Annotated in this window: 11 protein-coding genes; 10 read left to right on the top strand and 1 reads right to left on the bottom strand. The window is 48.8% G+C overall.

Features of this window, described 5'->3' with window-relative positions:
* Positions 1-122: 122 nt before the first annotated feature.
* Entirely contained in the window at positions 123-545 is a 423-nt protein-coding gene (locus tag C8U37_RS04015; RefSeq protein ID WP_108031983.1) for a cupin domain-containing protein, read from the bottom strand.
* A 221-nt stretch (positions 546-766) separates the two neighbouring features.
* On the opposite strand from C8U37_RS04015, the gene cdaA reads away from it, so the two are divergent.
* From cdaA to glmS, 10 genes are all read left to right on the top strand, one after another.
* Positions 767-1,609 (top strand): diadenylate cyclase CdaA, encoded by an 843-nt coding sequence (cdaA, locus tag C8U37_RS04010; RefSeq protein WP_108031982.1) that lies wholly within the window; start codon positions 767-769, stop codon positions 1,607-1,609.
* Positions 1,606-2,715, top strand: coding sequence for a CdaR family protein (locus C8U37_RS04005; RefSeq protein ID WP_108031981.1), 1,110 nt, complete (start codon positions 1,606-1,608; stop codon positions 2,713-2,715). The genes cdaA and C8U37_RS04005 overlap by 4 nt, the downstream gene beginning before the upstream one ends.
* Positions 2,716-2,773: 58 nt before the next feature.
* A complete protein-coding gene (gene glmM, locus C8U37_RS04000) occupies positions 2,774-4,126 on the top strand; it encodes a phosphoglucosamine mutase (protein ID WP_108031980.1) in 1,353 nt (450 codons plus the stop codon).
* Positions 4,127-4,344: 218 nt separating this feature from the next.
* A complete protein-coding gene (locus tag C8U37_RS03995; RefSeq protein WP_108031979.1) occupies positions 4,345-6,036 on the top strand; it encodes a PTS transporter subunit EIIC in 1,692 nt (563 codons plus the stop codon).
* Positions 6,020-8,053 (top strand): BglG family transcription antiterminator, encoded by a 2,034-nt coding sequence (locus C8U37_RS03990; RefSeq protein ID WP_108031978.1) that lies wholly within the window; start codon positions 6,020-6,022, stop codon positions 8,051-8,053. Before C8U37_RS03995 ends, C8U37_RS03990 begins: the two co-directional genes overlap by 17 nt.
* A 24-nt stretch (positions 8,054-8,077) precedes the next feature.
* On the top strand, positions 8,078-8,512 hold the full coding sequence (locus C8U37_RS03985) for a PTS mannitol transporter subunit IIA (RefSeq protein ID WP_108031977.1): 435 nt from the start codon (positions 8,078-8,080) through the stop codon (positions 8,510-8,512).
* Between the two features lie 402 nt (positions 8,513-8,914).
* A complete protein-coding gene (locus C8U37_RS03980) occupies positions 8,915-10,663 on the top strand; it encodes a PTS mannitol transporter subunit IIBC (RefSeq protein WP_108031976.1) in 1,749 nt (582 codons plus the stop codon).
* A 16-nt stretch (positions 10,664-10,679) separates the two neighbouring features.
* Positions 10,680-11,117: a PTS mannitol transporter subunit IIA gene (locus C8U37_RS03975; RefSeq protein WP_108031975.1), complete on the top strand. Its 438-nt coding sequence runs from the start codon at positions 10,680-10,682 to the stop codon at positions 11,115-11,117.
* A 12-nt stretch (positions 11,118-11,129) separates the two neighbouring features.
* Positions 11,130-12,278: a mannitol-1-phosphate 5-dehydrogenase gene (locus tag C8U37_RS03970; protein ID WP_108031974.1), complete on the top strand. Its 1,149-nt coding sequence runs from the start codon at positions 11,130-11,132 to the stop codon at positions 12,276-12,278.
* A 427-nt stretch (positions 12,279-12,705) separates the two neighbouring features.
* Positions 12,706-14,514, top strand: a complete 1,809-nt coding sequence (gene glmS, locus C8U37_RS03965) for a glutamine--fructose-6-phosphate transaminase (isomerizing) (protein WP_108031973.1) — start codon at positions 12,706-12,708, stop codon at positions 14,512-14,514.
* The last annotated feature ends 143 nt before the right edge of the window (positions 14,515-14,657 follow it).

Below are 14,657 nucleotides of genomic sequence, written 5' to 3'. Positions count from 1 at the left end.
GGTTTATATACGGAAAAAAACTGCCCCCACATTACTGGGAGCAGTCTGTAAAACTGTTTAAATATTTTACTGTCCTATTGACGGGTGGCACACCAAAGCGAGGCAGCCCCTTCTTCCAATTTTTAATGTTCGTTTGGGTCGTTTTTTGCATCTTCGTGGGTCGGGTGGACGGTTCCGGGCACGTGGTCAGGGCCTGCATAGATCGTATACAACTTGAGTGGTTTGTCGCCTGTGTTGGTGATGTTGTGCCATTTGTCGGCAGGGACAAAGACAGCGTCATCGTCGGAAACTTTCTGTTCGAAATACAGATCATCCTCTGAGTCGCCCATCACGCACAGGCCATCGCCTTCTTCGATGCGGATGAATTGGTCGATGCCATGGTGGACTTCCAATCCGATATCATCATTCGGTTGGATCGTCATCACCGTCACCTGTAATTTTGCGCCGGTCCAGATGGTTGTGCGGTAGTTTTCGTTCTGCAGGGTTGCGTCCTCGATGTTCACTACGTAAGGTTTTTTGCCGTGGTCCTTAAAATCGATACTCATTTGAATTCCTCCTAATTTAAATTAATTATTTTATTGTAATAATTATAAACTAAGTATAGCAATGTGAGCCGGATTTGCAAACGATAGGCTTCAGCTGAGATCGAGTGCCCATCTGCTTCCATTGTAACGCTCCTGAAGCGCTTTCTCAAGGAATCAATGCCATTCGGTCGGATTATTTGTGATATAATTGACGATATAACTTTGAACGTGGAGGTGCGCATGTGTCAATCGATTGGGGAGAAGTGATCACCTGGAGCAATGCCTTTGATATAGTGGATATCCTATTGGTATGGTATCTGGTCTACAAGTTGATCATGATTTTAAAAGGTACGCGTTCCATTCAATTGCTGAAAGGTATCGGGATCATCGTGCTGATCAAACTGGCTGCGGTCACGCTTCAGTTGCAGACCATAGATTGGATCATGAACCGTGTCATCCAATGGGGTGTCGTGGCGGTCATTATCGTGTTCCAGCCGGAAATCAGAAGAGGTTTGGAGCATCTGGGCAAGACCGGATTCAGAAAGAAAGCCAAACGCTCGGTCAATATGAGTGAACGCTTGGTGACGGAGTTGGATAAGGCTGTCCAATATATGGCAAAGCGGAAAATCGGAGCATTGATATCCATCGAGCAGCAAGGTTTGCTGGACGAGTACGCTGCAACGGGGATAAGGATCGGCGGAGAGGTAACCAACCAGCTGCTGATCAATATTTTCATCCCCAATACGCCTTTGCACGATGGCGCGGTCATCATCCAGGATTACAAAATCGCGACCGCAGCAAGTTATCTGCCGTTATCAGAAAGTTCCTTCATCCCGAAGGAACTGGGAACAAGGCATCGTGCCGCAATCGGCCTTTGTGAAGTCAGCGATGCCATCACGATCATCGTTTCGGAAGAGACCGGGGGCGTCAGCATTGCCCATAAGACGAGCCTGTTGCGTGAAATGAACCGCGATGATTTTGTCGCCTACCTGACGGAACATTTAGTCGTGGAGGAAGAGGAAGAAAAGACTACCAATTTCATTCAGGATTTCTTTGACAATACGAAGTGGGGTGGTTCTGAATGAAAAAGCAGCAAGACGATAAGTTTTTGGAAAATAAGTGGGTCGTCAGAGGCCTCTCTTTCTTGATTTCCTTATTGTTGTTCGCCTATGTCTACTCAGAAAACTATGGCTGGTCCACGAGTACCAGCAACAGTTCCATCAGCACCAGCAAGCGGGAAACCATTTCGAATGTCCCGATCCAAGTGAATATCGATACGGACGAGTATTTCATTTCAGGATTGCCGGAAACGGTGGTTTTGACCCTGACCGGGCCGGATAGCGTACTCGTGCAGACGATTTCCGCTGCGGATTACCGCATCGTCACAGAAGACCTGGACGAACTGGGGCCGGGCAACCATACGATCCAGTTGACAGCCGAAAATCTCTCGAATGAAATCGACTATGCGATCACGCCATCGCGTGTGAATGTCGTCATTGAGGAGCGGGTTGCCATCGAGAGCCCGGTGGAAGTCCGCTTCGATGAATCATTGGTCGATCCGCAATATCTAGCGGGTATTCCGGAACTGAGTGCGGACACCGTAACGTTGACCGGACCGGCCTCGACGATAAGCCGTGTGGATAGTGTTTACGTGACGGTTGCGGCTGAAAATGGCTTGACAAATACTGTGAATATGAATACTGTAGTACAAGTAGTGGACGCGGGTGGGAATAAGTTGAATGTTTCCATCGATCCACAGGAAATTTCCGTCCGGATTCCGATTTCTCTTTACGGGAAAGAAGTGCCGTTGGTCATCCAACAGATCGGTGTTCCGCTTGAAGGCAAAATCTATACGATTGAAGTGGATGGGGAATCCAGTGTGACCTTGACAGGCGATAAGTCTGTGCTTGCCAAAATTGATGAAGTGATGCTGCCGGTCAGTGTCACGGGTGTGGAGAGCAACACCACCCAAACACTCACGATCCCGGTCCCGAATGACACTTTGACGGCTACGCCGACCACAATCAAGGTAAACATCCGCGTGTCGGATGCTTCCGAAGCTGCAGCCGATTCGGAGGCCATCACTGATGAAGGGGAATCCTCCTCTTCCACCGACGAAAGCAGCGCTATCGCATCTTCCGCTTCGGATAGTCTGGACAGCGCAGAAGGTCAATCGGAGAGCAGCTCATAAAAATAAACTAATCCAGGAACAGAAAATAAATGAAAAATCTAAAGGAGATTAACAGGTAATGGGTAAATATTTTGGAACAGACGGTGTCAGAGGCGTTGCGAACAGCGAATTGACGCCGGAATTAGCTTTCAAATTAGGCCGTTTTGGAGGATATGTCCTAAGACAGCACGCAAAAGATATCGCACATCCGCTTGTGCTGGTTGCGCGTGATACGAGAATTTCTGGCCAATTGTTGGAATATGCATTGGTTTCCGGCTTATTGTCAGTAGGTATCGAAGTATTGCAATTGGGAGTCATTCCAACACCCGGCGTTGCTTATCTGACGCGTATTCAAGGTGCCGTTGCTGGAGTCATGATTTCTGCATCCCACAATCCTGCAGGCGATAACGGCATCAAATTCTTCGGATCTGACGGTTTCAAATTGTCGGATGAACAGGAATACGAAATCGAAGCCTATTTGGATCAAGAAGGGGACGATTTGCCGAGACCTTCCGCAGACGGCTTGGGTACGGTGGATGAATATCCTGAAGGCGTCCTGAAATATGCACAATATTTGCAGACGACTATCCCGGACGATCTTTCCGGCATCACAGTCTGCCTGGATGCGGCAAACGGGGCAGCATCACCGGTCGTCAATCGTTTATTCGCGGACTTGGAAACAGACTTCTATACAATGGGTGCAAATCCGGACGGCATCAACATCAACAAAGGCGTTGGTTCCACGCATCCCGATGTCCTAGGTAAATTTGTCGTTGAGAAAAAAGCGGATGTCGGCTTGGCATTCGATGGCGACGCCGACCGCTGTATCGCTGTGGATGAAAATGGGCGCATAATTGACGGCGACAGAATTATGTTCATTTGCGGTAAATATTTGAAAGAACGCAATAAATTGAATCAAAATACAATCGTCTCCACTGTCATGAGTAACCTAGGCTTCCATTTAGCGGTGGAAGCTGAAGGCATGACTGCCTTGAAGACACAAGTCGGCGACCGTTATGTTGTTGAAGAAATGCGCAAAAATGGCTATAATTTGGGCGGCGAGCAATCCGGACACGTTGTCTTCCTTGAAATGAACACGACCGGGGATGGCCTTTTGACGGGTATTCAATTGTTGAACGTCATGAAACAAACCGGCAAAAAACTTTCCGAATTGGCTGATGAAGTGACGCTTTACCCACAAGAATTGGTAAACGTACGCGTTTCCGAAAAAGATGGCGTAATGGAGATTCCGGCTGTGAAAGCTGTCATTGAAGAAGTGGAAGCTGAAATGGCAGGCAAAGGCCGCATTTTGGTGCGCCCAAGCGGAACAGAACCGTTGTTGCGCGTTATGGCTGAAGCTGAAACGGATGAAAAATGCCATGACTACGTTATGCGCATCGTAAATGTCGTAAAAGCCGAAATCGGCATCTAAGATAGAAAGCCAGTAAAACATTTTAGGGTCGTGGAACACTGCAATGGTGGTGCTTCACGGCTTTTTTATTTTTCAGCATTTGCCATTCAGGATAATGATTGCAAATGTACACAAGCGTATGATTATATGTATAATGAGTTGGAAACATGCGCGGAAATGTAAGCGAAACCAACGTGATGCGGGATGTACCTTGGTATAAATGAAAGGGAGGTGTGATCATGAGAAGACCAAAACGATCCTATGCGAAGGAAGCAACGTTTGATTTACTGAAAATAAAGCGGTTTGGCCATTATCTCAGCGGAATGATCATGCCGAACGTCAGCGTCTTCATTACTTGGGGGATCATAACGACGCTTATCCAATATTTTCAGGGTCCGCTTCAACAATCCTTTATCGAAATGGATCACCTCATGATTCAGTTTCTCCTCCCTGTTTTGATTGCCTATACCGGGGGGCGCTTGATCGAGAAACGGGCCGGAGTCGTGGCGGCCATCGCGGTGATCGGCATGCTCGTGGATTCTGAAGACCCGCAAATACTGGGAGCCATGGTGATAGGTCCGCTGGCAGGCTGGAACGTTTTTCTCTTCGATAAATATATTTTTCCGAGGGTTAAAGCAGGGTATGAAATGCTGGTCCGTAATTTTTCAGCAGGGATCATCGGCATGCTACTCGGCTATTTGAGTTTGGTCTTCATCGGTCCGTTCATTGCGGGCGTCACGCAGCAAATCAGTCTGCTTGTCGGCTGGTTGATCCAGCGGAATCTGCTGTTGTTGACAAACATTTTTATAGAGCCACTGAAGGTCTTGTTCTTGAACAATACGCTCAACCACGGCATTTTGACGCCATTGGGGATTGAACAGACGGAGGTAGCAGGAACGTCGCTTCTGTTTCTGATCGAAACAAATCCCGGTCCGGGGTTGGGGGTTCTGTTGGCTTTCATTCTGTTCAGCCGGAAAGAACTGAAAGCCAGTGCCAGTGGGGCTTTTATGATCCAACTGATCGGCGGGATCCATGAGATATACTTCCCGTTTGTTTTGTTGAACACCAGGTTGTTCGCGGCAGTCATTTTTGGCGGGATGAGCGGCACGCTGGTTTTTGAGTTGTTTCAAGTGGGTCTGAAAGCGCCGGCTTCGCCTGGATCGATCGTGACGATTCTGGCGAATACGCCGCAGGATATGTTGCTGGGGGTTGCCTGCGGCATTACGGTAAGCACGCTGGTAAGTTTTTTGCTGGCTGCCTTCGTGATCAGAAAAGACCAGACAAAAAAAGAAATTTCAGAAAAGGTGACGAAAGTGACGGAAGTTCAGAAAATTTTATTCGCGTGCGATGCGGGCATGGGCTCAAGTGCGATGGGTGCCAGTCTGATGCGGCAACAACTGAAAAAGAGCGGCCTCGCCATCCCGGTGGATTACACGTCCATTTACCGCGTGCAGGATGATCCGCATTTGTTGCTTATTACCCAAAATGAATTGAAGCATTTGGCCGAGTTTCAAGCGCCGCATGCCCAAATTGTTACGATCGGAAATTTTTTGGATCAGTCCGAGTATACGAAAGTTTTGGCGCTGCTGACGGATGAACAAGAAAACGATGCCGCTCCAGAACAGCTCGGGGAAAAACTGCCGTATCAAAAAGTCATCTTTTTATACGCAGATGGCGTGCGGGGTTCGCAGACTATGGCGGTGCAAGCGTTCCGCAATTTGGCGGAAAAACATAATGTTAGGGTGGACGTTGAAAAGCAGCCCTTGGACCAGGTGATTGCGGACCAAAGGAATCTCTATATCGTCACTGCAAACTTTACTGCTGAAAACGTCCTGCCGGAGTGCCCGCTGCTGGTCGTCGAGCATCTTATTGCAACAAACAAATACGAGAAACTATTAAGGGGGGACTTGTCGGATGTTTCTGACGCCTAGAGAGACCATCATTTTAAAAGAATTGCTGCATTCTGCCTCGCCGGTCACCGTGGAACGCTTGATGAGCCTGCTGAAAGTCAGCAAGCGTACGGTCTACCGCGAATTGGCGAATCTGGAGCTTTCTTTGGGAACCATCGGGGCAAAGTTGGAAAAAGCCAGCCGGGGCAGTTACCGCTTGATCGCTGAGGATGCCGTCAGAGCGGAAATTATCTCCATCCTTTCCGAGGATGAGCCTTCCGAATTGTCCGCAACGGAACGCCAGCATGCCATTTTGCTGCAGCTGTTGAACAGCGATGAGCCGATCGGCATGCAGACTTTTTTGGATGAATACCTGATCAGCAACACCACCTTTTTTGCCGACATCAAACAGTTGGAGCTGCGTTTGGCGCGCCTGCCCTTGACGATCACGCGTAACCGCGGTTATGAGCTTGCCGGCAGCGAAAAGTATCGACGGCTCCTGTTGGCCAATATTTTGGGCATCGAAATCAACGAGTATCACTTCTTCCACTTTTCGGAATTGGAAGATAAGGAAAGTTTCTTTCTGCAATTCGTCAATCAAGAGCAGTTGCTTTTTGCCCAAAAACTGGTGCGCGAAATCGTCGAGCCGCGTTTTTCCGACTTGAGCGATCGGAAACTGGAATTTTTGATTTTGATGCTGACGATTTCCATGGAACGCGTCCCGCGCGGCTACCACCTGGTGGAAGATTCCTATGCGAGCCAGATCAATAAGGAGTTGTTGGATTTGGCGAAGCAAATTTTCGCCAAAATCGCAGCCCACACGAAGCAATTGTATGCTGTCAGCGAAGTCGTTTTCTTCGCTAATCTGTTGGGCGATTTCTTCAGCGACTTGGATAACGATTTTTTTAACGAAAGCTTTGATACGCGCTTGGCGTATCAAGTGAAGCAATTGATCGAAAACGTCAGCCGCGAAGCGGAAGTCAATTTCTTTGAGGATGCCAATCTGTATAAAATGCTCTTGACGCATCTTTCCGCGGCATTGAGTCGTGCCGTCCTCAATCAAGGGAACCTCAATAATCCTATCCTGGAACGGATCATGGCGCAATATTCGGAAGTTGCGGGTGCGATCCGCAATGCCTTGCCTAAAGTGTTCCCGCAGCAGGAATTTTCCGAAGAGGAGATCGCCTATATGGTGCTGCATTTCGCCAATTCGCTGGAACGCAGCCCGAAAGTCATTGCGGTGGATATCGCCGGCATTTCCCCAAGCGGCCTGGCTTCGACGCGCATGCTGGAAATGCGCTTGCGGAAACATTTTCCTTTCATCAATGAAATCGTCTTTTTCCGCATCGCCGATCTGGGGAAACGCAATCTGGAGGAGAAGTTCGATTTGACCATCTCCACTTCCTTGTTGCCCGGCTACAGCGGGAAATATCTGTTGATTTCACCTTTGCTTCTGGAGGACGAGATCAAGCAGCTCAAGGAAGCGTTCCGTGCAATCGATCATACGAAGAGGCATATTCAACCCACGGCGAAGCCGAGCCTGCCCGAAAATGATGACTATCAGGAAGTCATGACGTTCATTGATGAAATCAATCAACTGTTGAAGCACTTTTTCGTCAATCCGCTGGAAAACAGCGCCAACATTTCCGAAACGGTTGCTTTGGCCGTGGAAAACATTTCCTCTGAAATCGTTGCGGAGCCGGCACTGGTCCGGGATAAATTGATGAATCGCTATCAGCAAGCGCCGATCGGGATCCCCAATACCCATTTCGCTCTGTTCCATGCCTCCCATGCCGCTGTCCTGCAGCCTTGTTTTTGTGTCTTTGATCTGCAGACGCCGCTGGAAATAGTCGGCATGGATAAAGAAACGATGACTTTAACCCGGATGCTGGTCATGCTGGCACCCGATCCAATCGAAGAGAATGTCGCCAAAATGCTGGGGAAAATCAGTGGAGCGATCATCATGAACGATTTGGGGATGGAAATCTTCAATTCCGGCAATGAAGCGATCATCTACCAACTGTTGTCCGCGCTCTTGATCGAAGAAGTGAAGAAATGAAAACTGAGGAAGTGAGGGATCCGCATGATTACAATCAAAGATGAGCATATTCTGTTGGATCAAACGTACAGCAGCGCCGAAGCCGCGATCGTCGCTGCCGGAGAATTTCTGGTGGCGCAAGAGTTGGTGTCCCCGCCTTACATCCAATCGATGCTGGCGCGCCATCGCAAAGTGAGTGTCTACGTCGGTAATTTTGTCGCCTTGCCTCATGGGGACAGCGACGGGCAGGCCTATATTGAAGAAGAGGGCATCTGTTTGATTCAGGTGCCTGACGGCGTCAACTTCGGCAGCGGCAAGGAACCGCAAATCGCAACGATTCTTTTTGTGGTAGCCTTGAAGGAAAAACAATTAGAAGCCTTGCAGGACATCGCTTTTTTCTGCTCGGATATCGATAACGTGATGGCATTGAGCGATGCCAAAGATCTGCGCGCGGTCCAAAACATTCTCCAAAATAGCTAACAGACACAAATCAAATGAAGTGCAAAAAGCAAGCAACGTCCCACTCGGTGGAATGTTGCTTGCTTTTTTTGTTTTCGTGCGCCGGCTTAGCCGGAGGAACGCGAAGGAAAGCTGTTGTAGCTCCGGTAAAGAGGGCGTTCCCCGGAGTTGGTCGGTAACAATCCTACTTAACTCCGATGAAGCCGTGCTTATCGGAGAACACAAGCAGAATGTGGGCCGAACTCCGGTGAAGCCTCCGTTCCCCGGAGAAGAACAGTGCAGATCCTAGCAACGGCAACGGCGCCCGAATACGCGTATCAAGACCTGGCACAAATAAACGTGCCAAAGCACGACTATAAACCCGAAAGGGAAGCGCATACAATAAAGACATCAAAAGAAACAGTTTGAAGGGAGAAACAAAAGATGGAACAGACACAACAAGCCTCGCTGAAGGCAAAGGTTCAAAAGTTAGGCAGTACGCTTTCGAGTATGGTGATGCCGAATATAGGGGCGCTCATCGCCTGGGGAGTTTTAACGGCATTATTTATCCCGGACGGCTACTTGCCGAATGAATCCTTCGCTTCGATGGTAGTCCCGATGCTAACGTATTTAATCCCTCTGTTGGTCGGTTATACAGGAGGTAAGGTTATCGCAGGCGAACGCGGTGCGGTAGTCGGCGCCATCGCCACAATGGGTGTGATCGTAGGGACAGAAATCCCGATGATCATGGGTGCCATGATCATGGGACCGTTGGGCGGTTTCGTGATCAAGAAATTTGATGCGATGTTCCAGAGCAAAATCAAGACCGGTTTTGAAATGCTCGTCAACAATTTCTCGGCAGGCTTGATCGGATTCGCTTTGGCACTTGTAGGGTTTCAGGCTATCGGCCCGGTGGTTGACCGTTTGACACAAGCAATGGCGGCTGGGGTGGAAACGATCCTGAACGCACAATTGATTCCTTTAACGAATATCTTCATCGAACCAGCAAAAATTCTTTTCCTGAACAATGCAATCAACCACGGCATCTTGACACCGTTAGGAACAGAACAAGCCAGCGAAACAGGCCGTTCGATCCTCTTCCTGCTTGAAGCAAATCCTGGTCCTGGTCTGGGCGTGTTGTTGGCTTTCACCCTGTTCGGCAAAGGCTCAGCGAAATCAACAGCACCAGGAGCTATGATTATCCACTTCTTGGGCGGGATCCACGAAATCTATTTCCCTTACGTCATGATGAAACCGATGTTATTTCTGGCAGTCATCTCAGGCGGCGTTTCCGGAAGCTTTGTGTTCCAACTGTTGGGTGCAGGTTTGCGGGCTCCGGCTTCACCAGGTTCGATCATCGCGATTTTGGCCATGACACCGATGGGATCCTATCTGCCGGTCATTTTGGGAGTCATCGCCGGTGCAGCAGCGTCATTTGCGGTAGCAGCAGTCATCTTGAAAGCCGACTCCAAAGAAGCGGTCGATACTTTTGAAGAAAGCGTCAAAGCGACCCAAGCCGCAAAATTAAGCGCAAAAGGCTTAGCGGGACAAACAAGCATGACAAACATGACCGGAATCCAACACATCATTTTTGCTTGTGATGCAGGGATGGGATCAAGCGCAATGGGCGCTTCTATCCTGCGCAAAAAAATCAACGCAGCTGGGTTACCGCAAGACGTCACCAACCGCGCCATCAATAATCTGACGGATGCAGCCAACACGTTGATCGTCACTCAGGAAGAACTGAAGAATCGAGCCCAACAGAAAGCACCGAATGCAACTTTTGTGGCGATCGAGAATTTCCTGAATTCGCCAAAATACGATGAAATCGTGGCTACCTTGTCCGGTACCAATCTGAAAAAAACCGTCGTTGCAACACCAGCGCCAGTCCTGGACTTTGACTTGGCGAACATCAATGAAATCATTTTGGTCCATGATGACCGCAAAGGCTCCGCGACTATGGGGCAAAAAGTAGTGGAACGGATATTGGAAAGAGAAGCGCTGAAAATACCTTTGAAAAAAATGCACATCAACGAATTGCAGGCCTCTCCGCAGACGTTGGTGATCAGCAAAAACAGTCTGACACAAGCGGCCAAGCAAAAATTTCCGAAAGCCGTCCATCTGTCAGTCGACAGTCTGATCACAACGCCGAAATATGAGAGCGTCGTCGCCAGCTTGAAGCAAATCGCCTAAGGAGAGGAAGATTTAGATGAATAATTTAGATACAGAAATGATCGTTTTGAATAAAGCTTTTGCTTCAAAAGAAGAAGCCATCCGTTTTTGCGGCCAAAAATTGGTGGAAGCAGGCTGTGTGGACTCGGATTATGTGGAGGCCATGGTGCAACGGGATCAGCTGTTGTCAGTGTATATGGGGAATTTCATCGCAATTCCCCATGGCACTGATGCAGCCAAGGACCACGTGAAAAAATCAGGCATCTGCGTTGTACAAGTGCCTGACGGCGTTGACTTCGGCGACGAGCAGGAAGAAAAATTGGCAACCGTTCTGTTCGGCATTGCAGGGGTCGGGGATGACCACTTGCAGTTGATCCAAAAAATCGCGCTGTATTGCAGCGACGTGGATAACGTCGTGACTTTGGCGGACGCTTTGACAAAAGATGAAATCACTGGCAGCTTAGCCATTGCATAAGGAGAGATGAAAATGAAAGCAGTACACTTTGGCGCCGGAAACATCGGCCGCGGCTTTATCGGGGAAATTTTGAATCACAATGGGTACGCAATCACCTTTGTGGATGTGAATGAAACAATCATCGACGCCTTAAAAACGCGCGGCGCGTATACGATCGAGTTGGCGGACGAGTCACGCGAACAGATCCAGATCGAAAACGTCACCGGCTTGAACAATGCCAAGGAAGCAGACAAAGTCGTGGAAGCGATCGTGGAAGCGGATCTCCTCACGACCGCCATCGGCCCGAATATTCTGCCTAGAATCGCGCAATTGATTGCGCAAGGGATTGAGGCGCGTGCAGCCCGGAACATCCAGCAGCCCATCGATATCATCGCCTGCGAAAATATGATCGGCGGCTCGACGTTCTTGGCGGAGGAAGTCAAGAAATATTGTACGGATACTGCTTACCTTGACGCATACGTCGGATTTCCGGATGCGGCAGTGGATCGTATCGTTCCGATGCAGCAACATGCGGATCCGCTCTTTGTGCAAGTGGAGCCCTTCAGCGAGTGGGTCGTACAAGGGACCGCCTGCAAAAGCCCGATCCGCCTCGAAGGTGTTTCCTATGTGAGCGATCTGGAGCCTTACATTGAACGCAAGCTGTTCAGCGTCAACACGGGACACGCTACGGTAGCTTACACAGGCGCTCTGCAGGGCTACGAAACCATCGATGAAGCGATGCAGGATCATCTGGTCGTCATCCAATTGCGTTCCGTCTTGCATGAAACCGGCAAATTGTTGATCGCGAAATGGGGATTCGATGCAGCGGAACATGAGAAATATATCGAGAAAATCATCGGCCGTTTCCAAAACAAATACATTTCCGACGCGATTTCCCGGGTGGCGCGTACGCCTCTGAGAAAGTTGGGCAATCATGAGCGCTTCATCCGTCCGATGGTTGAATTGACCCAACTCGATGAGATGCCGTTCCACTTGCTGGAAACGATCGGAATGGTCTTCAATTATTTCGACCCGGAAGATGAACAATGTCAAGAACTGAAAGAAATGATCCTGCAAAAAGGCTTGGATAAAATCATTCCGGAAATAACCGGGATCGACAATCAAAAAATCCTGGGCAGCATCAAACAGAACGTCGAGAAGTACGCTTATAAAGTAGCCTAAGCACGGCTTTCCATTTTGGGTATGCAAACTGTGCTCGTTGGGCCGATTGACTGAGTCAATCGGCCCAACGAGTATAATTTTTTCTTAAATAATGTCTGAAACCGGCATCACGAGTGAAACAAGATTAAAAACATTTTGACAATAGAACTGTTTGTAGGATAAAATGCATGTATTCTGGAAAATATAAGGCTAGGAGGATAGAGGAAGAGCAAATGGATAGCGCCAGACTTCAGGGAGCACAGGAACATTGGCCCTGAAGTGACGAGGATTGGGTTTATCGAAGGATTCGGCGGATGACCCAAGGCAAGTGTAGTCTACAGGATTGAAGCAAAAAAGACCCTTTTGCGGCCTCAGAGCCCGAAACGGTCTTACAGAGATCAATCCCCACACCCAGAAAAAATCGAGATAAAAGGGGATTTTTACGCTTATGTGTGGAATAGTTGGATATGTAGGAAAAGGCAATGTACAAGAGGTATTGTTGCATGGATTAGAGAAATTGGAATACCGTGGTTATGATTCAGCCGGTATTTTTGTCGTAGACGCTGAGAACCAAGGTCATGTGTTCAAGGAAAAAGGCCGCATCGCGGATTTGCGTGCAATCGTCGACAAGCAGGTCGATGCGCATGTAGGCATCGGACATACAAGATGGGCAACGCATGGCGTGCCGAGTGCAGAGAATGCGCACCCGCATCAATCGGCGGATGGCCGTTTTACATTGGTCCACAACGGAGTCATCGAGAACTTCAAAGAAATCAAGGATGAATACTTCCCGGGTGTTACTTTCGTCAGCCAAACGGATACGGAAATCGTTGTCCAGCTGATCGGTAAACTTGCTGCGGATGAAAACTTGGATGGTAAAGAAGCTTTGCGCCGCGCTTTGTCGATCGTAAAAGGATCCTACGCTTTCGCTTTAGTGGATGCACAAGCACCGGACGTCTTTTACGCGGCCAAAAACAAAAGCCCAATGTTGATCGGTTTGGGCGATGACTTCAACGTCGTTGCCAGTGATGCGATGGCTACTGTTCAGATCACGAATCAATATGTGGAGATCCATGACGGTGAAATGATCACATTGACGGCTGATGGCGTCACAATCGAAAAGTTGGACGGAAAAACAGTAATCCGTAATCCGTATACGGCCCAAATCGATGCCAGCGACCTGGAAAAAGGGACATATCCTTACTACATGTTGAAAGAAATCGATGAGCAGCCTGCTGTTATGCGTAACATCATCCAAAGATACCAAAACGCAGAAGGTCGCTTGACTGTTCCTGAAGAATTGGTCACTGCTATGTTAGAAGCTGACCGCATCCATATCGTTGCTTGCGGAACAAGCTACCATTCCGGTTGGGTAGGGAAACATTATCTGGAAAAAATTGCACAGATCCCGACAGAAGTGCATGTCGCCAGCGAATTTTCCTACAACCCACCCCTATTGAAAGGCAATCCGTTCTTTATCTTCCTTACCCAAAGTGGGGAGACTGCGGATAGCCGCCAAGTATTGGTGAAAGTAAAAGAATGGGGATACCCAGCTTTGACGATCACAAACGTGGCTGGTTCAACCTTGTCGCGTGAAGCGGACTACACGTTGCTGTTGCATGCAGGTCCTGAGATCGCAGTCGCTTCAACAAAAGCTTACACGGCGCAAATCGCTGTCTTGGCCGTCTTGTCGGATGCGTTAGGCGCGAAAATCGGTCATGATATGGGCATCGACATGGTCCATGAATTAGGGATCGTCGCAAATGCGATGGAAGCGATCATCGATGACAAAGAGCGCATCGCTGAATTGGCCGACATCTACTTGCCGAACACCCGCAATGCTTTCTACATCGGACGCGGTTTGGATTACTTCGTATCGATGGAAGCTGCTTTGAAACTGAAAGAAATTTCTTATATCCAGACGGAAGGCTTTGCTGCCGGCGAATTGAAGCACGGTACGATCGCCTTGATCGAAGAAGGAACACCTGTATTGGCTATCATTACTCAAGCAGACATGGCAAGCCATACCCGTGGAAATATCGAAGAAGTGCGTTCGCGCGGCGCAAACACTTGCGTCTTCGCGATGGACGGATTGGCTAACGACAACGACCAAATCATCTTGCCGGCTGTTCACCCAGCGTTGGCGCCACTGATGACAGTCGTTCCGACCCAATTGATGGCGTACTACGCAACGCTTCACCGTGGCTATGACGTCGACAAGCCAAGAAACTTGGCTAAATCGGTTACGGTTGAATAAAGAACTATCAGTAATTCCAATTAAATGAATCGACTCGAGCAGTACGGAACCCATTTACGGGATTCCGTGCTGCTTTTTTTGGTATGTGTGCCTGTTAATCGGAGGAGAACGACGGAATCGGCTCTCAGCTCCGGTAAGGCGCC

Origin of the sequence: Trichococcus patagoniensis (assembly GCF_003051085.1) — a bacterium.
GTDB lineage: Bacteria > Bacillota > Bacilli > Lactobacillales > Aerococcaceae > Trichococcus > Trichococcus patagoniensis.
Note: the sequence above shows the minus strand (reverse complement) of the source record. Positions and strands in the feature narration are given on the sequence as shown.